This is a genomic window from Mycobacterium sp. PDNC021 (assembly GCF_048282635.1).
GTDB lineage: Bacteria > Actinomycetota > Actinomycetes > Mycobacteriales > Mycobacteriaceae > Mycobacterium > Mycobacterium llatzerense.
Genome location: NZ_CP182502.1, coordinates 3,386,457 through 3,404,696 on the forward strand (window position 1 = coordinate 3,386,457; position 18,240 = coordinate 3,404,696).

The window sequence follows — 18,240 nt, forward strand, 5'->3', positions numbered from 1 at the left end:
ATTACTGCCCTGATGTTTGCCAGTTCTCCACCGGTACGGGGTGTATCTGTTATTAGCTATGCCGATGAAGTGGAAGAGCATTCTGCCCGCAGCGCCCGTCGTCGGTGTGGCTGCGCTTGCTGTCTACGACCTCACCCAGAAGCCTCACGCCCTCCTGCGCAACTATCCGGTGCTCGGGCATCTTCGATACCTGCTCGAGGAGATGGGCCCTGAGCTCCGCCAGTACATCGTGACGAGCAACGACGAGGAGCGCCCGTTCAGCCGCAACCAGCGGCGCTGGATCTACGCGTCGTCGAAGATGCAGAACAACTACTACGGCTTCGGCACCGACAACAATGTGGAGTACACACCCGGCTACCCGATCATCAAACACCGGACGTTCGCCGCGGTCACACATTCGTCAGACCGGCCCGGTAGCCCTGTCCCGTCGGCAAAGATCCTGGGCGGACCACGTGGTCGCGCCAAGGCCTTTCGGCCGCAATCAGTGGTGAACGTGTCGGCGATGAGCTTCGGCTCGATGTCGGCTAAGGCCATCGAAGCGATCAACAAGGGCGCGGCCAGTGCCGGTTCGATGCACAACACCGGCGAAGGAGGCCTGTCGCCCTATCACCGCAACGGCGGCGACCTCATCCTCCAGATCGGCACCGCCTACTTCGGGTGCCGCGATGAGCATGGTCGTTTCGACATCAACAAGCTGAAAGAAGTGGTCCACTCCGGTCCGGTCAAGGCCATCGAGATCAAGCTGAGTCAGGGCGCAAAGCCGGGCCTCGGCGGCATGCTCCCGGGCGCGAAAGTCACCGCCGAGATCGCGACCATCCGTGGCATCCCGGTAGGTGTCGATTGCAAGAGTCCGTCCCGGCACACCGAATTCCATGACATCGACAGCATGCTCGACTGGGTCGAATTCGTCGCATCTGAAACGGGTTTGCCGGTCGGCATCAAGTCCGCGGTCGGCAACATGGACTTCTGGGACGAGCTGGTGCAGCACATGGCCGACGGTCAACGTGGGGTCGACTTCGTCACGGTCGACGGGGGCGAGGGCGGCACCGGCGCCGCGCCGCTGATCTTCAGCGAATCGGTGGCCTACCCGTTCCGGATCGGGTTTTCCGAGGTGTACAAACGGTTTGCCGCGGCAGGGATCAGCGACCGCGTGACATTCATCGGATCGGGCAAGCTCGGGTTGCCCGACAACGCTGTTGTCGCCTTTGCGCTCGGTGCCGACATGGTCAATGTCGGTCGGGAGATCATGCTCTCCATCGGCTGCATCCAGTCCCAGAAATGCCACACCGATTCCTGCCCGACGGGAATCGCCACCCAAAATGCCTGGCTGGCAAGGGGACTCGACCCCACCTTGAAGTCGGAGCGGGCAGCGAACTACCTCATGACACTGCGCCGAGATCTGCTGAAGGTATCGGAGGCCTGTGGTGTCGAGCATCCGGGTCTGATCTCGACCGACGACCTGGACATTCTCGAGGGCGTCGGGTCGAAGACCCCACTGCGCGAAGTCTATGGGTACGAAAGAGGTTGGGGCGTACCGTCGCTGGCCGATCGGACCGCGATCGCCGAGTTGATGACAGCAGATCAGTAGACGCGCGACGATGTTCGCCCGTTTCGCGGTCGAAGTCGCATGCGGTCAGTAAGTTCACCGGAGTGACCGGCAAACGACTGTCCCCCCTCGATTCGATGTTCCTGGCGGCCGAATCGCCCGAGACGATGATGCATGTCGCGGGACTGATGCAGTTCCGCCCGACATCGGGCGACGCGGGCGACATTCTGGATCAGCTGCGCGACGAAATCTACGGGTCGAACGAGATCGAACCCCCGTGGAACATGAAGCTGCAGACGCCGTGGTTCCTGCTCAATCCGCTACAGCGCTGGGTCGAGGACACCAAGTTCGACGTCATGTATCACGTTCGGCGCTCTGCGTTGCCACGTCCGGGCGATCAGCGCGAGTTGGGAATCCTGATCTCCCGCTTGCATGCTCGCCAGCTGGACCTGACCCGGCCGCCCTGGGAACTGCACATCATCGAGGGCCTGGACGACGGCAACGTCGCGTTGTACGTCAAGATGCACCACTCGCTCGTCGACGGCTACACGGCGATGAAGACACTCATCCGGTCGATGTCGACCGATCCGGCCGATGCCGACACCCCGTTGTTCTTCCGGAACCCGGTGCCCAAGCGGGAACGGAAGAAGGACGAGAAGGACAGCGGCCTCATCCCCGACCTCGGCGGGCTACTGCGGTCCGTCACGTCGGAGTTGTCGACCATCATCGATCTGCCTGCCGCGTTTGCCAAGCTGGCCGTGACCGCGGTCAGCAAGAGCAATCCGCTCGTCGGGCCTGGCCAGGCGCCGCACACCATCTTCAACGGTCGGATCGGTCGGAGCCGCCGGTTCGCCACGCAGCAGTACGACATCGCGCGCTTGCGCGCCGTTGCCGATGCCGCCGGCGCAACACTCAATGACGTGGCGCTCGCCATCTGCGGCGGCGGACTCCGTGACTATCTCCTGGGACTCGATGCCCTGCCCGAGAAGTCGCTGATTGCCATGCTGCCGGTCAACATTCGGCCGAAAGACGATCCCGGCGGCGGCAATGCCGTGGGCGCCATCCTCGCGACGCTCGGTACCGACATCGCCGACGCCCGCGAGCGCATCGAAGCGATCAGCGCGTCCACCCAGGCCGCCAAAGATCAGTTGTCGGGCATGACCGGCAACGCGATCCTCGCGTATACCGCGGCACTGATGGCACCGTTTCTCGTGCAGACAGGTGCGGCCACGGTGGGCGCGCCGAAGGTGGCCCCGGCGTCCTACAACGTCATCCTGTCGAATGTGCCCGGCCCGGACTACCCGCTGTACTTCCGAGGCAATGAGCTGGTGTCCACGTTCCCGGTGTCGATTCCCGTCCATGGTGTCGGCCTGAACATCACATGCCAAAGCTACTCGGGCACTTTGAACTTCGGCTTCACCGGCTGCCGCGACTCGATGCCGCACATGCAGAAGCTCGCCATAAAGACCGGTGAAGCATTGGCCACCCTGGAGGACGCCTATGGCCTGGCGTGAAAACAGTATGTAAACGCAATTGACTCAAGTGCTGAAACGACCCGTCACCGCGGGCGCTATGGTGCTACTTTCACCGGACCAGCTAGCACCGGAAAGTGGGTGTGCAATGAGCGCAACAACGTCGCTTTTGGCTCGCATGTCAGTGGGGGCGGTAACCTTTGGCGTCGCGTCGGCGGTGGCTGGCTTGATCAGCATGCCGATCGCGCATGCCGACGAGCTCACGTGCTCGGACGGCTTGGTCGCGTCCGAAGGCACCTGCGTGCCTCAAGCGGATGGCCCCGCGGCCCCGGAAGCGGCACAAGGCCCCTTCAGTGCGCCGGAATCGTCGCTCGACGATCCCAGCTTGTTCACGCCACCCTTCGAGCTCACTGAAGGCGAAGTGGCGTCGCCCGGATACAACGCCGGAGGCGGCGGCCACCGGTAGCAGCTCATGGCCGAGACCGAGAGCTCTGACGGACTGCACCGACGTCCCGCCGTGGCGAGCCGCCGTGGAGTTCTCCTCGGCGCCGTCGGCGCGGGGGTGGTGCTTGCGGCCTGCGGTGGCAAGGAGTCAGGTTCCTCGGCCGGCCCGTCCTCGGGTGGTGGAACCACTGCGGTGGCATCGAACTCGGTGAAGGCGGCTGACGTGCCGGTCGGCGGTGGCGTGGTCCTCAAGGAGGCCAAAGTCGTTGTCACTCAGCCGAAGGCGGGTGAGTTCAAGGCGTTCAGCGCGATCTGCACGCACAAGCAGTGCACGGTGTCGAAGGTCGCCGACGGCGCCATCGACTGTCCTTGTCACGGAAGCAAATTCAGTGCCGTCGACGGCTCAGTCGTCGAGGGTCCGGCGGATCAGCCACTGGCCCCGAAGACGGTGACGGTGGCGGGGGACACGCTGACCGTCGCTTGACCTCCGCTGGTCCTGCGCTACACCGAACCGTCGCAGCCGCGGACACCGCCGGTCGCCACCTTGGGCGATGTGGAGTTGACGCCACCGATCGAGCTCGGTGAGGTGATGTGTGTCTGGACCGAGACACTCGGCTTGGTCGGAGGTTCGGGCTGCGGGTTGAAGGCCTGAGCCGTGCCTGATGCCAGGCCGAAGCCGATCAGGGTCAGACCGCCCGACAGGAGCGCCGTACCCGCGGCCTTCTTGATGTTGGTGGTGATCATGGTGTCTCTCCCTTTCGCTGGTTCGGCCTGCGTCGACCGTTGACAGCAATGGTGGGGTGCCGGCCTTGGCGGATTCTTGGCAGATTCCTGGGGCTGACGGGTATCGCCGCCACCCGCGGTGTGTCAGCATGAAAAGGCCGGTAGCAGTTCGCTGGCGCAAGACGCTGGAGCTGATATGGATGTCATCAAGCTGTTCCAAGTCATGCGGTTACCCCGCCTCGCCGGGGTCGCCACGGTCGTCTTTTCCGCTTTTGTGAACGCACCGGCACCGCCGGCGTTCGCTGAGCCGTGTCCCGATGTCGAGGTGGTGTTCGCCCGCGGCACCAGCGAGCCGCCCGGTGTCGGCATGGCCGGACGGGCGTTCGTCAATGCCCTGCAGGCACAGGCGGGGAACAAGTCGGTCGGGGTGTATCCGGTCAACTACGCCGCCAGCAGCGATTTCGGCAACCGCCTGGACTTCGTCCAGAGCGTTGTCGACGGCGTCAAAGATTCCGCCGATCAGGTCCAAGCCACCGCGGCGAACTGCCCGAACACCAGGATCGTGCTCGGCGGATACTCCCAGGGCGCGGTCGTGGCGGGGTTCACGACCGCGAACGCGGTACCAAAGGAGATCCCCGCGGATCTGGCGGAGTACGCCTGGTACGCACCGAAGCCGATGCCGCCCTCGATCGCGAACCACGTTGCGGCACTTGTCCTCTTCGGAAAGCCGTCGACGGAGTTCATGGCGGACATCGGCGCGCCACCGATCGCCATCGGGCCCGCGTACGTAGCCAAGACGATCGAACTGTGCGTACCTGACGACACCATCTGCAACGGGGCACCGGCCGGCGGGCCGTCGTTCGCCCACATCACGTACGGATCCAACGGGATGGCTGATCAGGCCGCGACTTTCGTCATCGGAAGGCTGTGACGACAGCACCCATGACGACGTTCCTGCTCGTACCGGGTGGCGGTTGCGATCCCGCGTACTGGCGATTTGTCGTGCGCGAGTTGTCGATTCGCGGGCACCGTGGCATTGCGATTGACCTGCCCTGCGACGACGGTGCGGCTGACCTGAATACCTACGCCAGTGCGGTCGCGGCTCAGTATCACCACCATGGCGGGCGGACTGTCGTCGTCGCGCATTCGTTCGGAGGCTTCACCGCGCCGCTTGCCTGCCCGCTGGTCGATGCGGCGGAGCTGATCTATGTCTCGGCGATGATTCCCCGTCCGGGCGAGTGCCCCGGCGATTGGTGGAGTGCCACGGGATACGTTGGCGCACAACGTGAGGCCGCTGCCGCCGGCGGGTATGACGTCGACGATCCCGTCGCGTTGTATTACAACGGAGTCGACCGCGCTGTGATCGACGCGGAGATCGAACGCGCGCAATCGGACACCCCGTCGCTGAAACCATGGCCGGCAGAAGCCCTTCCGAAGGTGCCGACGCGTTTCATCCTGTTCCGCGATGACCGGTTCTTTCCCGAGCGATTCATGCGGGGTGTGGTCGCCGACCGCCTCGGGATAGAGCCCGAGGTCATGCCCGGCGGTCACATGGCGATGCTTTCGCATCCGGTCGAGCTCGTCGACATGCTCACGATGCCGCGATGACGGCCGCGATCCGCTCAACCGTCCACGGCATCACGGGCGCCGCGCAGGTACGCCTCTTCGATGGGGTTCGCCGCCAAGGCGGCGGCCCGGTCGTAGGCATCGGCCGCTTCAGCTGTTCGACCGAGGCGAGACAGCAGCGACGCACGGACCGCGTGGTAGACGTGATAGTCCGGCAGATCGAGCTCGTCCACCAGATCCAAGGCCCTCTGCGGGTGCTGCACCTCGGCCACTGCCGCCGCACGATTGAGCGCGACGACGGGAGTCGGGGCGATGGCCATCAGTTGGTCGTACAGCGTCAGGATTTGGGGCCAGTCGGTGGCGGATGCGACCGATGCGTCGCTGTGTACGGCGTTGATGGCCGCCTGGATTTGATAGGACCCCGGTCGATTTCGTCGTAAGCACGTGCGGACCAGCGCCTGCCCCTCGGCGATGAGACCACGGTCCCACCGGCGGCGATCCTGGTCGGCCAGCAGGACCAGATGTCCCTTCGCATCTGTCCGCGCAGATCGCCGCGCGTCCGTCAGCAGCATCAGGGCGAGCAGGCCCAGGACCTCAGGTTCGTCCGGCATCAACTCCGCCAGCAGCCGGCCGAGACGTAGTGCTTCGTCGGTGAGATCCGCACGCACGAGATCCGCGCCGGAGCTTGCGGTGTGCCCCTCATTGAAGATCAGGTACACCACGGCAAGCACGCCGTGCACGCGCTCGGGGAGGTCGGCATCATGTGGCACGCGGTAGGGGATGTGCGCGTCCCGGATCTTGCGCTTGGCGCGGACGAGCCGTTGGGCGACAGTCGATTCCGAGGCGAGGAATGCGCGAGCGATCTGGCCCGTCGACAGGCCCCCGAGCAACCGTAATGTCAGCGCAACCCGGGCTTCCATGGACAGCGCCGGGTGGCAGCAGATGAAAATCAAGCGCAGGCGGTCGTCGTGCACGGGACCCCCTTCGATCACTTCGCCGTCGGGCTCCGGATAGAGCAGTACCGCTTGCGCGTGCCGCTCATCGCGAACCGACTCTCGCCGGAACCGGTCGATGATCGAGTTCGAGGCGGTCGTGATGATCCAGCCTGCGGGGCTCGGCGGTGTCCCGGCCTGTGGCCACCGGTCGAGCGCCTTGGTGAAGGCGTCCTGGACCGCCTCTTCGACGAGGTCGATGTCACCGAAGCGACCGACCAGGACCGCCACTGCCCGCCCGTACTCGCGCCGGAACACATCGGCGATCTCGGTCGGCGGCAGCTGGGGCACGGTCGCGATCAGCCCCTCAGATCGCCCCGGAACGGGCGTACCTCGATCGGTAGCAGTCGCACGGCTTCTGCCTGCTTGTGCGCCCAGCCGAGGGCGGCGTCCAGGTCCGGGACGTCGATGATGGTGAACCCGCCGAGGTGCTCTTTGCCTTCGACGTACGGACCGTCGGTCGTCACTGTCGCGCCATCATGAACTCGCACGACGGTCGACGCAGCCGGACCGTGCAGCCCGCCGGAGAACACCCACACCCCGGCGGCTTTCATGTCGTCCTCGACCGCGTCCAGCGCATCCATGATCGGTCCCAGCACGTCCGGCGGAGGTGGATCGCCGACCGGCTGATGCATCGCAAGCAAGTAGTGGGTCACCGGTACTCCTTGAGCAGGGGGCGGCCTGATGCCACCTTTCACCTTCTACACGAACGGCGACCGCAGTTATCGACAACAGGCGATCAGTCCGCCGAACTGGGCACGGTCCAGGCGCCGCAGATCGCGGCGACATGCCGGTGATCCGTGCCGCAGCAGCCGCCGAGCACCGACACCGCTGGGAGCGCGGCGCGCAACCCGGAATATTGCGTCCCAAGCTCCTGGGGGTTGCCCTCGTCAAGCTCGGCGGCCTCATCGAGCTCGGCGTGACTCTTGGCGGACGCGTTCAACCGCAGGCCGCGGATACGTTCCGTCCACGAGGCTCCCGTCTCGAGCACACCCGCGAAATGGGTCGGATGGGCACAATTGATCATGAAGTAGGCCGGCATTCCGTCAGTGGCGTCGTCGACCTGAACGATCGCCTCGCCGAGGGACTGACCGCTCGGCAGCCGTCCGTCGGTCTCGACGGTGAATGAGATCGCCGCCGGGATCCCGGCGGCGGTGGCCGCCCGGACGACACCGACAGCCTCCTCCGCGTAGTTCATGGTGATCGCGGTGACCATGTCCGCAGCCGATTCGGCGAATACACCGATCTGACGGCCGTGGTATTCCTCGGCTTCCCCGGGGCTCATCGTGGTGCCTACGACATATCCGTCGCCGCGCGGGCCGATACATCCGCTGAGGACGATGGGGCTGATAGCGCCGTCGTGTCGTTGGCGGATGTCTTCCATCAGCGCGATGGCCGCGTGATTCACCGCGTCGAGCTTGTCGAGCGTGTACCCGAGCTGAGGCGCCCAGTCCGGGTTGGCCCGCCAGGTCGGGCTCTCGAGGAGGAGTCCGACGCGGTTCGCGCTCGCGATGGCGGCGTAGCGGTCGTAGTAGCGCTGCAGGGCCATTCGACCCGCGTCATCCGACACCAGCGGGAACGCTGCGAACAACGGCAAGTCGAAGCCGTGATGGAAGATGAGGTCGGTCTCGAGCCCTCCGTCAGTGACGACCAACTCGCCGTTCGCCTGGGGGAGGGACGCTCTATGCCTCGCCATTGTGCCGTCCTCTCACGCCTGGCCGGTGAGATGCTCCAGCGGCCCGCAACGGACGTCGTACCGCTCACGGATCGTGTCGAGCGTGGCCCGATGGTGTTCCCGGTCCCGACGGTGGTTGCTGCTCAGGTACTGGGCAGCAACCACAAGCGCGTTGAGGCCGGCGATACCGGCGCCGAGAATGCAGACCTCGCATTGATCGGCGTGCTGTGAACCAGCCATGGCAAGATTCACCGCCGCTTCCCCGTGGCCGCCGAAACGATCTCGTGTCGAGTATGCGCTGGTGGCCAAAGGTTTGCTGGCGTTCTGCAAACCGGGTCGGTCGGGCGTCAGTTAGAGGACGTAGAGCATCTCCTGATACGTCGGCAACGGCCACAGATCGTCGGCCACGACGCTCTCCAGCGCGTCGGCCGCGACACGGATTGCGTCCATCGCGGGCAACAGCGCCACTTGAGCGTGCTTGGCCTCGTCATAGGCCGACGCTGCCGAATGATCTGCCAGCGCCGTCGTCAACGTTGCCAAGGCGTCACTGAGTGCACTGATCGGCTCCGAGATCGACTGCAGCAGCGTCAAACTCGGTGTCATCCCAGCCGCCGTCAATGCTGCGACGTTCTGCGCGAGCTCGGTTTGGTAGCGCAGGGCGGCCGGCAGAATGGTGGTGGAACCGATCTCGAGCGCCAGTTTGGCCTCGACTCGGATCGTCAGCGCATATTGCTCCAGACGTACCTCGTACCGACTGTGCAACTCCCGCTCGTTGAAAACGCCGTACTTCTCGAAGACCGCGATTGCCTCGGGCTTGATCAGTTCCGGGATGGCGTCCAGCGTGGTCTTCAGATTCGGTAGCCCGCGGGCGGCTGCCTCGGCTTGCCAGTTCTCCGAGTAACCGTCGCCGTTGAAGACCACCGCTCCGTGCTCGGTGACGATGTCCGTGAGCAGCTTTTGCACCGCGGTGTCGAACTCTTCGCCGTCGGCGATCGCCTTCTCCAGGACGGTCGCGCAGTAGTCCAGCGAGTCGGCCATGATGGTGTTGAGGACGATCATCGGCACCGCCACCGTCTGACCTGAGCCCGGCGCCCTGAACTCAAATCGGTTGCCGGTGAACGCGAACGGGCTGGTGCGGTTGCGGTCGCCGGGGTCGGTCGGCAGCACCGGCAGAGTGTCGACACCGATGATCATGCTGCCCTTGCCTTTTGACGATGTCGCAGCACCCTTGGCGATCTGCTCGAAGACGTCGGCGAGCTGATCGCCCAAGAAGATCGAGATGATCGCGGGCGGCGCCTCGTTGGCACCCAATCGGTGATCATTTGTCGCCGACGCGACCGAAACCCGAAGCAGCCCAGCGAATTTGTGCACGGCGCGGATGACGGCCGCGCAGAACACCAGGAACTGGGCGTTCTCGTGCGGCGTGTCGCCCGGTACCAACAACGACCCCAGTTGGGCGTTGCCGACCGAGAAGTTGACGTGCTTGCCCGAGCCGTTCACTCCGGCGAATGGCTTCTCATGGAACAGGCATTCCATGCCGTGCTTCTTGGCGATGGTCTTGAACACGGTCATCAGCAACTGCTGGTGATCGGACGCGATGTTGGCGCGCTCGAACATCGGGGCCACCTCGAACTGTCCGGGGGCGACCTCATTGTGGCGGGTCTTGGCGGGGATGCCGAGCTTGAACAGCTCCCGCTCGGTGTCCATCATGAATCCCAGCACTCGGTCGGGGATCGCGCCGAAGTAGTGGTCGTCGAACTCTTGGCCCTTGGGCGGTTTGGCTCCGAAGAGGGTGCGACCGGAGTTGATCAGGTCGGGCCGCGCGAGGAAGAAGTGCCGGTCGATCAGGAAGTACTCCTGCTCGGGACCGCAGAACGAGACGACCTTCTCCAGGTCTTTGTGGCCGAACAGCGTCAAGATGCGCTCTGCGTGGATGCCCATGGCCTGCTGGCTGCGCAGCAGCGGTGTCTTGTAGTCCAGCGCCTCGCCGGTCATCGACACGAACACCGTTGGGATGCACAGGGTGTTGCCGTTCGGGTTCTCCAGGATGTAGGCCGGACTGGTTACGTCCCAGCCGGTGTACCCGCGGGCCTCGAATGTGGACCGCAGGCCGCCGGACGGAAAGCTCGATGCATCGGGCTCACCCTGCACCAGTGTCTTGCCGGCGAACTCGGCCAGCGCCTGTCCGTCAGAGACCGGTTCGAGGAAGCTGTCGTGCTTTTCAGCGGTCAGGCCGGTCATCGGATAGAACACATGCGCGTAGTGCGTCGCGCCCTTCTCCAGCGCCCAGTCCTTCATCGCGGCCGCGACGGCATCGGCGACCGTCGGATCGAGCTTGGCGCCCTTCTCGATGGTGGCCACCACCGATTTGTAGATCGCCTTGGGCAGGCGTGCCTGCATCTCGGCCTTGGTGAACACGTTCGTGCCAAAGATCTCGCCGGGCGCTTCAGCAGGGTCGAAGGTGTATGCCGGGGGCATATAGGCCTGGACGCCGGCGATCGCTCGCAAGCGGGTGGCATTTCCGCTCAATGGAATTCCTCTCCCTACGTGAATGACCGCTTCACAGTAGGGACGCCTGATGGCAGCAGTGTTACGTCGATGTCAAAGGCGGCGTTCAGTAGAGGTCAGCCCCGGCGACCGACATCCTGGCTCAGAATCTTGGGCCAGGTCTCGACGTCTTCGGGGGTGTAGGCCAGCGTCAGCGTCGACCTCGGCATCAGCGCGGCAAGGGACTCCGCGGTCGAGACCGGATGGGCTGGATCGTCGATCCAGGCCAGGATCGTTGTCGGCACATTGATTCGCGCGATGGCCTCGGGAGCCGGCAGGTCGCTCAGCGCGGCACCCCGTAGCAGTGACGGCAGCAGGGCGTCGGCGACGTCGGGAACTGTTTCGGGCGCACCCACAGTGGCCGGCGGCCGCGTCGCACCACGGGCAGCGGCAATGAATGCCCCAACCCCCTCGGTTTCGATGAACGTGGCCGCCACCTCGTAGTTCGCGGCCTGTGCACGCCGCGTCTCCCACGCGGTGGCCGGCACCATCAGCGTCAGACCCGTGAACCGTTCAGGCTCGCGGGAAGCCGCGTGCAACAGCGTGCCGGTGCCCATCGACGGGCCGACTCCGTGCACTGGTTCACCGGGAAACCACCGGTCGAGCAGCTGCAGCAAGTCATCGGCGAGCTGTTCCCATCGGTAGTCCTCGGGGACCTTCCGACCCGTCGACTTGCCGTGTCCGCGTGCGTCATAGCGCAGCAACCGCGTCCCGCTGAGCCCCCGGCCGAGGTCGAGATTGAGCACCCGATCGCGTGCCCGGCTGGAGGTGAGTCCGTGTAACTGGACGACGGGGTGACCACCTTCGTCGCTCAGTTCGACCGCAAGCTCGGCTCCGGGAACTGCGAAAGTAGGCATCAGGCAACTCTTTCCGTAACCGATCGGCTCGCTGCGGAGTCGACCCGCCGACTGAGCATTCAGGCTAACTGGGGCGCTAGGGTACCGCCATGCGGCTCACGAACGTCTCGCACTTGCGACTACCGTTCGGTCGTCTCTGGGGCTATGACGTCACGGTGTCCGCACTGGGTCGGCGCCTTCCGGTGTCCTTTGATCAGCGGATTCACGTATCGGCCGGGGCCCGGCCCGGTTCGTGGATGGCGTTGTCCATTCGCTTGCCGGCGCGGGTGAGCCGGGAATCGCTGGCCGACGCGTGGCTGGCGGTGGTAGCCCGCCATGGCACGTTGCGGACCGCATTCTCGGCGGGTCCGAACGGCGATCCGGAACTGCATGACATCGATGTCAGTCCCGGCGGATGGGTCGAGCACGAGATATCTGCCGGCCAGGCGGTGAACGATGCGCTGCAGGGTGTTCTGGATGCGGCCTGTTCGCCGTATCAGCGGCCCTCACATCGGTTGTGCCTGTTGGAAACCGCGGCTGGGTTGACCGTGGTGATTGCCGCCGACCACAGCCACGTCGACATGTGGTCGATGCTGGTGATTGCGCGGGATCTGCTGGCGCTACTCACCGACGCGCGAATCGGACGTACTGTGTCGCTTCCGCAGGCACCCGCGTTTGTCGAGCACACCCAGGCGCTGCTCGACCGTCCCGCGGCGCCAGACCACGTCCGGGAGACCTGGGCACGCATCATCGCCGACAGCGGAGGGGTGATGCCGCGATTTCCGCTGCCGTTGGGCGAGCCCGAGCTGGGTCCAGAGCGCGTCGAGGTCCGGGATGTGTTCGATGTCGATGCCGGTGCGGCGTTCGCCGTACAAGCTCGCAACGACGGTGTGTCGACGCTGGCGCTGGCCGTGGCTGCGATGACCTCCGTGACCCGGGAGCTGGCGGACGCGCCGCTGCGCGCCGTTTTCCCCGTGCACAGTCGCTTCGATACCAATTGGCACGACTCGGTGGGTTGGTTCATCACCAACTCGGTACTGGAGTCGACCGTTGCCGAACCACTCGCCGCGGCCAACGCCGTCAAAGAAGCAGTGCAGCTCGGGTCCTGGCCACTGGCGGACGTGCTGTCGCCGTGGGGCGGCATGCCGATGTCGCCCGGCATGTTCGCGATCTCCTGGCTGGACCTGCGGCGGCTTCCGGTCCGCATCGACGACGTCGGGCTGGATGCTCAGTACGTGAGCGCCGCCATCCAGACCGACGGTGTGATGCTCTGGTTCATCCTGGACGAGTCAGGCCTGCATCTGCGGTGTCGCTATCCCGACACCCGTGAAGCGCGAACGAATGTCGGGGCGTGGCTCGACCTCTTGGTGACGCGTCTGCAGGCGCAAGCACGGACGTCGGTTCGGGGACTGCTGCATGTGGGGGACCGCAGTTTCCGGGTGGAACGGGCGGGCCGTGACGATGTTGCGTCGATCGTCGCGCTGCTGTCCGACGACCAATTCGGTCAAGATCGTGAAACCGCGGACCTGGAAGACTACGAGGCGGCATATGACGTCCTGGTCCGTGACCATTCCAACTATCTCGGGGTAGTCCGCAACGGTTCCGATGCGATCGTCGCGACCGTCCAGTTGACCGTGATTCCCGGGCTGTCCCGTGGTGGTTCGACCCGACTGCAGATAGAAGGATTGCGGGTGACCGCTGCCGAGCGTCGACAGGGTTTGGGTACGGCCCTGGTGCAGTGGGCACACGAATACGGCCGGGCACACGGGGCTCGGTTGGCGCAGGTGACGACGGACGAAACGCGCGAACAGGCTCGTGCGTTCTATGACCGGCTCGGGTACCACGCCGCCCACGTCGGCCTGAAACGCACCATCTGATTCGAGGTGGCGCTCACGGCATGCGCTGCAGTCGATCGCCACTGAGCAGCGCAGCGATGAGAAGTGCTGCACCACAAGCGCCGACAGTCGCCGGCCAACCCCATGAGGTGACTGCGGCCGCACCGAACGCGGTCCCGAGGCTCCCGCCGACGAAGTAGACCATCATGTACACGCTGTTGAAGCGGGCCGGCGCGGACGGGTCGATCGCCAAGATGGTGGTCTGATTCGCGACCTGCGCCGCGAACAGCCCGGCATCGAACACCGCGAGAGCGACCATCGTCGCTACAGGGCTGTCCAACCTGAACGCAAGAACCGGGCATGCGGCGCCAGCGGCCGCGAGACCCACCAGCAGCACCGGCCGGAAGCCGAACCGGTCCGTGCATCCGCCCGCGATGCGTGTCGCGAAGATCCCGACGATGCCCGCCAGCGCATAGAGTCCGATCTCTTTGGCGGACAATGAGAATGGCTTCTGCGACAACGCGATGGCGATTCCCGACCAGACCGCACAGAACGCGAAGAACCACAGGGCGCCGCGCACGGCGCCACGGCGTAGCACCCGGTCTCGCACCAGTAGTCCGGGCACCGACGCCAATCCGGCGAGGTAGTTCTGCCCGACCGTGCCGGGCTCGGTCGGCAGGAACAACAGGCACGCACCCGCGACAGCGAAGGTGGCTGCGGCGACAACGAGAAGCATTGCGTGCCAGCCGATCACGTCGGTCAACCAGCCACCGGCGATGCGACCGGCCAGGATGCCCGCGGAGATCCCGGCGGTGACGATACCCAGAACGGTCGAACGCCGATGCTCGGGCGCGAGCCGTCCGACGACAGAACTCAAGCCCGCACCCACAGAGGAGCAGGCGCCGGTCAGTAGTAATCCAACGCCGATCACCCAGACGGCGTCGGCAGCGGCAGTCAACGCGAGTGCGCCGACTGCAGCCGGCCGAGACGCCAGCGATCGCGCGATGTCGGCGATGGCCGGCTGCAGCGGGTAGATCGTCGCGGTACCCAAGGCCGCGGCCAGCGACATGAAAAGGACTGTGGTTCCGGTGATTACCGGATTGCGTTGTGCAGTTGTGGTCACGCGTCGACGCTATTGGTCATATCGCATGGGGTGCTGGCGGAAATCCGCCATCGCAGTCGACCGCGGCGAAAATCTCGTGACGGTATCGATCGCGCAAAGGTCTGGCTGCTCACCTGCGCTGTTGGTGGAGACGTTCCTCGTCGGGCCTAACCTTGGATGCGATGACTGGACTGGGCTCTCAGGTGAAGCGCTGGCGCACAGCGCTTCACATTGTCGTGTCCGCACTGACGGTCGTCGTTCTCGGACTTGCCGGCACTGCGGTGGCTCACGCGGCTGCGGCCGGAGCGCGGCTGGTGGTGCAACACACGTGGCAGGACGGCTTCATCGCACGCTACGTCATCACCAACTACAGCACTGTGCCGATGACGGATTGGAAGCTCGAGTTCGACATGCCGATGGGGCAGTCCATCTCGCACGCGTGGAGCAGCACCTTCACCCAGTACGGCACGCACTATGTGATCACGCCCGCGAGCTGGAATCGTGTGATCCCGCCGGGTGGTTCAGCCAACGGTGGCATTCGGGGCGTGCTGAGTGGCACCTACACGCCACCGTCGAATTGTGTGCTCAACGGCCAAGTTTATTGCTCGTAGTGTGACGGCGGTCGGATGATGAACGGGGCCTTGCAAGACTGGCTGCTGGAATCCGATCCGACGTTGCGCTGGCAAGTCGAGCGCGATCTGCTCGCTGCCCCACCTGCGATATGGGAGGCGACGCGGTCGCGGATCGCGACGGAGGGCTTCGGTGCGCGTCTGCTCTCTTTGCAACACGCCGATGGCCAGTGGGCCGGCGGCGCCTTCTTCCCAGCAGACTACGACTTCGACGACCCTGCCGGCTCCGACGATGGTCAGCCATGGACCGCCACAACGTGGACGTTGAATGCACTGCGCGAGTGGGGCCTTGACGCCTCGGTGCTGCGGGACCGCCGGACCGCCGAATTGCTCGATGAACATTGCCGCTGGGAGTACGACAACCTGCCGTACTGGGCGGGCGAGGTGGATTGCTGCATCAATGCCTGGACCCTGGCCAACGGGCTGTGGCTGGGCGCGAACGTCGACGGTATCGCGGACTGGTTTCTCGAACATCAGCTGCCTGACGGCGGGTGGAACTGCGAGTGGGTCGAGGGGTCGCACCGGTCGTCGTTTCATTCCACGCTGAACTCGCTGAAAGGGCTGCTCGCGTTCGAGGCAGCCACTGGGGGTACCACCGAGATCCGGGCTGCGCGCCGTCGCGGCGAGGAGTACCTGCTCGAACGCCGGTTGATCAACCGGCTCACGACGAATCGGCCAGTGGGGCAATGGATCACCGATTTCGGCTATCCCATTCGCTGGTCCTACAGCGCCCTCAACGCCTGCGAGTACTTCCGACTGGCCGCGCTACACGAGGGCACAGCTGCCGATCCTCGGCTGAGCGATGCAATCGGCATCGTTCGCGGCGGCAGACAGCCGGACGGCACCTGGTTGCAGACCGGCCGGCAGCCAGGTCGAGTGTGGTTCGAAGTCGACGTGCCGCCCGGACAGCCGTCGAAGTGGCTCACCTTGTATGGGACACGGGTCCTCAACTGGTGGGATGCTGTGGCATAGGCACCGCGACGCCCATTGGGCGCAACACTTTTCGCTTTCTCGGGTTCAGCTGTGGGATGCGCGGAAGGCACGCGGACTCATCCCGTGCCATCGGCGGAACGCCTGCGAAAAACTCGACAACTCGACGTACCCCAGTCGGCTAGCAGTCTCGGCGACCGTCAAGCGGCCGCCGATCAACATTTCTTCCGAAAGCCGCTGCCGAATTTCGTCGAGCAGTTCGCGATAGGACGTGCCCTCGGCGCCGAGTCGGTGGCGCAGCGTGCGCGGGCTCATGGCCAGCGACTGGGCGATCTCGTGCGCCGTCGGCGGCTGCGCCGGCGACGCAAGCAGCAGGTCGCGAACCTGACCGGACAGCCCGGTGCGGCTGCGGCGTTCTTCGAGGAGATTGCGGCACTGCTCCTGCGTGGCAGCGGAGTTATAGGCGTTGGCCTGTGGCAACGGCAGGTCGAGCACACCGGCGGGCAGGGTCAGCAGATTCTCGGGCGCATCGAACTGTGGTTCGGTATCGAAGGCGGCGATGTACCGGTCGAGACTGGCCGGGCGCGGATGAGTGAAATGAGCCCCGAGAGGCGGCAGGTCTGCCGACAGTTCGCGCTTGATCACCGCGATGGCCGTGGCCAACCGGTCGATATCGAACCGGCGGATGCGGTCCGGTGTCCCCGGCGCCTCCAGGACGAACTGGAACTCGTCGTCGACCACCCTGGTGCCGAGCCTCGACGAGGCAAACGTGAGATCGAGATACCGCACTCCGACATCGATCGCACTGCGCAAGGTCGGGCTGCTGATCAAAGCGAATCCGAAGATTCCGTAGGTGGCCAGGCGATAGCGCAGACCCACCTCAACGCCGAGATCGTCGGGATAGTCAAGCGCCTCAAGCAGATTCGCGACGACGGTCAATTCCTGGCGTGCGGTGACCTCGGCGCTCGGACTTTGCAGCCCGCGAACGGTCAGGCGGGAGCCGGCCAGACAGACTTCCGGAGTGACACCCCGTTCACCGGCCAGGCCCAGCAGCACACCGACACTTGCCGGTGTGCGGGGGATATCCCAATCAACCACGTTGCCAAATCTAGTAAGTCGCTGCACTGAGATCGTTTGGTTCGCCGAATTGGTTGTGCACGTTTAGGTTTCAGCCAAGCAAGCGACTGCGAAGTGCAGCGATCATGGACTCGTCGACGCCGATCCGACTCAGGTACGCGTCGAAGCTGCCGTACTGCTCGTCAACCGCACGCCACGATGCGGCGATGAAATCGTCGTGGACGCCCAGGGTCTTGTCCGAGAGTTGGGAGAGATCACCGTTGCGGGCCATCACGTGCCTGCGCAGCGGTTCGATGGACTCGTTGCTCCGCAGGTAGTCGGCCAGGATGTCCGATTCGCGGATGCCGGCAGCGCGCAGTAGTGCGGCAACAATCCAGCCGGCGCGATCCTTGCCCGCCGCACAGTGAATGAGGACGCCACCGGGCGCTTCGGCCACCATGCGAATGGTGTACGCGAGCGCGTGTTGCCCGGTCGGCAGCAGCGGAAAGCGGCCGTAGGCGTGCTCAAGGGCCGCCTCGAACAGCTCCGGTGTGACCACGCTTCCGGGTTCATGCGGTGCGTTCTGTTGCGCGTCGTCATGCACCGACGCGACGTGCAGCGTCACACCCGGCGGCAGGACGTCGGGCCCGTTCCAGGCGATTTCAGTCTGGCTGCGCAGGTCGATGACGTCGGTGATCGCCAGGTCGCGGAGGTTGCTTTGGCCGTCTGCATCCAGCGCACACAGCTCCGAGGATCGGTAGAGAACCCCGGGTCGGAGCTCACGTCCGTCGTCGGTCTGCAGCGCGCCGACGTCTCGGAAGTTCCAGGCACCGGAGAGGTGGTACTGATCGAGGACGGCCACGGCCGGTAGCTTACATCCGCCCTCG

At 65.0% G+C, this 18,240-nt stretch carries 19 protein-coding genes; 9 read left to right on the forward strand and 10 right to left on the reverse strand.

Annotated elements, in window-relative coordinates; all coding sequences use genetic code 11:
* Nucleotides 1-64 precede the first annotated feature (64 nt).
* The 4 genes from ACNO8X_RS16055 to ACNO8X_RS16070 all read left to right on the forward strand — a co-directional run bounded on the left by ACNO8X_RS16055 (nt 65) and on the right by ACNO8X_RS16070 (nt 3,946).
* Nucleotides 65-1,588 carry an FMN-binding glutamate synthase family protein gene (locus ACNO8X_RS16055; protein ID WP_418001798.1) on the forward strand — a complete coding sequence of 508 codons (1,524 nt, stop codon included), beginning with the start codon at nt 65-67 and terminating at the stop codon, nt 1,586-1,588.
* Between the two features lie 62 nt (nt 1,589-1,650).
* Entirely contained in the window at nt 1,651-3,060 is a 1,410-nt protein-coding gene (locus ACNO8X_RS16060) for a WS/DGAT/MGAT family O-acyltransferase (RefSeq protein WP_418001799.1), read from the forward strand.
* Nucleotides 3,061-3,166: 106 nt separating this feature from the next.
* Nucleotides 3,167-3,484 (forward strand): hypothetical protein, encoded by a 318-nt coding sequence (locus ACNO8X_RS16065; protein ID WP_418001800.1) that lies wholly within the window; start codon nt 3,167-3,169, stop codon nt 3,482-3,484.
* Between the two features lie 6 nt (nt 3,485-3,490).
* Entirely contained in the window at nt 3,491-3,946 is a 456-nt protein-coding gene (locus ACNO8X_RS16070; protein WP_418001801.1) for a ubiquinol-cytochrome c reductase iron-sulfur subunit, read from the forward strand.
* A 17-nt stretch (nt 3,947-3,963) separates the two neighbouring features.
* Here the strand turns inward: ACNO8X_RS16070 and ACNO8X_RS16075 are convergent, their stop codons facing one another.
* Nucleotides 3,964-4,206, reverse strand: coding sequence for a hypothetical protein (locus tag ACNO8X_RS16075; RefSeq protein WP_418001802.1), 243 nt, complete (start codon nt 4,204-4,206; stop codon nt 3,964-3,966).
* 175 nt (nt 4,207-4,381) lie between these two features.
* Between ACNO8X_RS16075 and ACNO8X_RS16080 the strand changes: the two genes are divergently transcribed.
* Nucleotides 4,382-5,116, forward strand: a complete 735-nt coding sequence (locus ACNO8X_RS16080; protein WP_418001803.1) for a cutinase family protein — start codon at nt 4,382-4,384, stop codon at nt 5,114-5,116.
* On the forward strand, nt 5,113-5,793 hold the full coding sequence (locus ACNO8X_RS16085) for an alpha/beta fold hydrolase (protein ID WP_418001804.1): 681 nt from the start codon (nt 5,113-5,115) through the stop codon (nt 5,791-5,793). Before ACNO8X_RS16080 ends, ACNO8X_RS16085 begins: the two co-directional genes overlap by 4 nt.
* A 14-nt stretch (nt 5,794-5,807) precedes the next feature.
* Here ACNO8X_RS16085 and ACNO8X_RS16090 read toward each other — a convergent pair whose 3' ends face one another.
* From ACNO8X_RS16090 to ACNO8X_RS16115, 6 genes are all read right to left on the reverse strand, one after another.
* Nucleotides 5,808-7,025: an RNA polymerase sigma factor gene (locus ACNO8X_RS16090; RefSeq protein WP_418005925.1), complete on the reverse strand. Its 1,218-nt coding sequence runs from the start codon at nt 7,023-7,025 to the stop codon at nt 5,808-5,810.
* 17 nt (nt 7,026-7,042) lie between these two features.
* Complete coding sequence (locus ACNO8X_RS16095) at nt 7,043-7,399, reverse strand: YciI family protein (protein WP_418001805.1); 357 nt, start codon at nt 7,397-7,399, stop codon at nt 7,043-7,045.
* 83 nt (nt 7,400-7,482) lie between these two features.
* Nucleotides 7,483-8,439, reverse strand: a complete 957-nt coding sequence (locus ACNO8X_RS16100; RefSeq protein ID WP_418001806.1) for a homocysteine S-methyltransferase family protein — start codon at nt 8,437-8,439, stop codon at nt 7,483-7,485.
* Nucleotides 8,440-8,451: 12 nt separating this feature from the next.
* Nucleotides 8,452-8,658: a hypothetical protein gene (locus ACNO8X_RS16105; RefSeq protein WP_418001807.1), complete on the reverse strand. Its 207-nt coding sequence runs from the start codon at nt 8,656-8,658 to the stop codon at nt 8,452-8,454.
* A 111-nt stretch (nt 8,659-8,769) separates the two neighbouring features.
* A complete protein-coding gene (locus ACNO8X_RS16110; protein WP_418001808.1) occupies nt 8,770-10,947 on the reverse strand; it encodes a glutamine synthetase III in 2,178 nt (725 codons plus the stop codon).
* A 95-nt stretch (nt 10,948-11,042) separates the two neighbouring features.
* Entirely contained in the window at nt 11,043-11,822 is a 780-nt protein-coding gene (locus ACNO8X_RS16115; protein WP_418001809.1) for an alpha/beta fold hydrolase, read from the reverse strand.
* 89 nt (nt 11,823-11,911) lie between these two features.
* On the opposite strand from ACNO8X_RS16115, the gene ACNO8X_RS16120 reads away from it, so the two are divergent.
* Complete coding sequence (locus ACNO8X_RS16120; RefSeq protein ID WP_418001810.1) at nt 11,912-13,678, forward strand: GNAT family N-acetyltransferase; 1,767 nt, start codon at nt 11,912-11,914, stop codon at nt 13,676-13,678.
* Between the two features lie 13 nt (nt 13,679-13,691).
* Here the strand turns inward: ACNO8X_RS16120 and ACNO8X_RS16125 are convergent, their stop codons facing one another.
* Complete coding sequence (locus tag ACNO8X_RS16125; RefSeq protein ID WP_418001811.1) at nt 13,692-14,759, reverse strand: MFS transporter; 1,068 nt, start codon at nt 14,757-14,759, stop codon at nt 13,692-13,694.
* Between the two features lie 161 nt (nt 14,760-14,920).
* On the opposite strand from ACNO8X_RS16125, the gene ACNO8X_RS16130 reads away from it, so the two are divergent.
* Both ACNO8X_RS16130 and ACNO8X_RS16135 read left to right on the forward strand, forming a co-directional pair.
* Nucleotides 14,921-15,349 carry a cellulose-binding domain-containing protein gene (locus ACNO8X_RS16130; protein ID WP_418001812.1) on the forward strand — a complete coding sequence of 143 codons (429 nt, stop codon included), beginning with the start codon at nt 14,921-14,923 and terminating at the stop codon, nt 15,347-15,349.
* Between the two features lie 18 nt (nt 15,350-15,367).
* Nucleotides 15,368-16,339 carry a squalene cyclase gene (locus tag ACNO8X_RS16135; RefSeq protein ID WP_418001813.1) on the forward strand — a complete coding sequence of 324 codons (972 nt, stop codon included), beginning with the start codon at nt 15,368-15,370 and terminating at the stop codon, nt 16,337-16,339.
* A 45-nt stretch (nt 16,340-16,384) separates the two neighbouring features.
* Here ACNO8X_RS16135 and ACNO8X_RS16140 read toward each other — a convergent pair whose 3' ends face one another.
* Together ACNO8X_RS16140 and ACNO8X_RS16145 are read right to left on the reverse strand one after the other, a co-directional pair.
* On the reverse strand, nt 16,385-17,395 hold the full coding sequence (locus tag ACNO8X_RS16140; protein ID WP_418001814.1) for an AraC family transcriptional regulator: 1,011 nt from the start codon (nt 17,393-17,395) through the stop codon (nt 16,385-16,387).
* A gap of 70 nt (nt 17,396-17,465) precedes the next feature.
* Nucleotides 17,466-18,215, reverse strand: coding sequence for a tyrosine-protein phosphatase (locus tag ACNO8X_RS16145; RefSeq protein WP_418001815.1), 750 nt, complete (start codon nt 18,213-18,215; stop codon nt 17,466-17,468).
* Between the last annotated feature and the right edge of the window lie 25 nt (nt 18,216-18,240).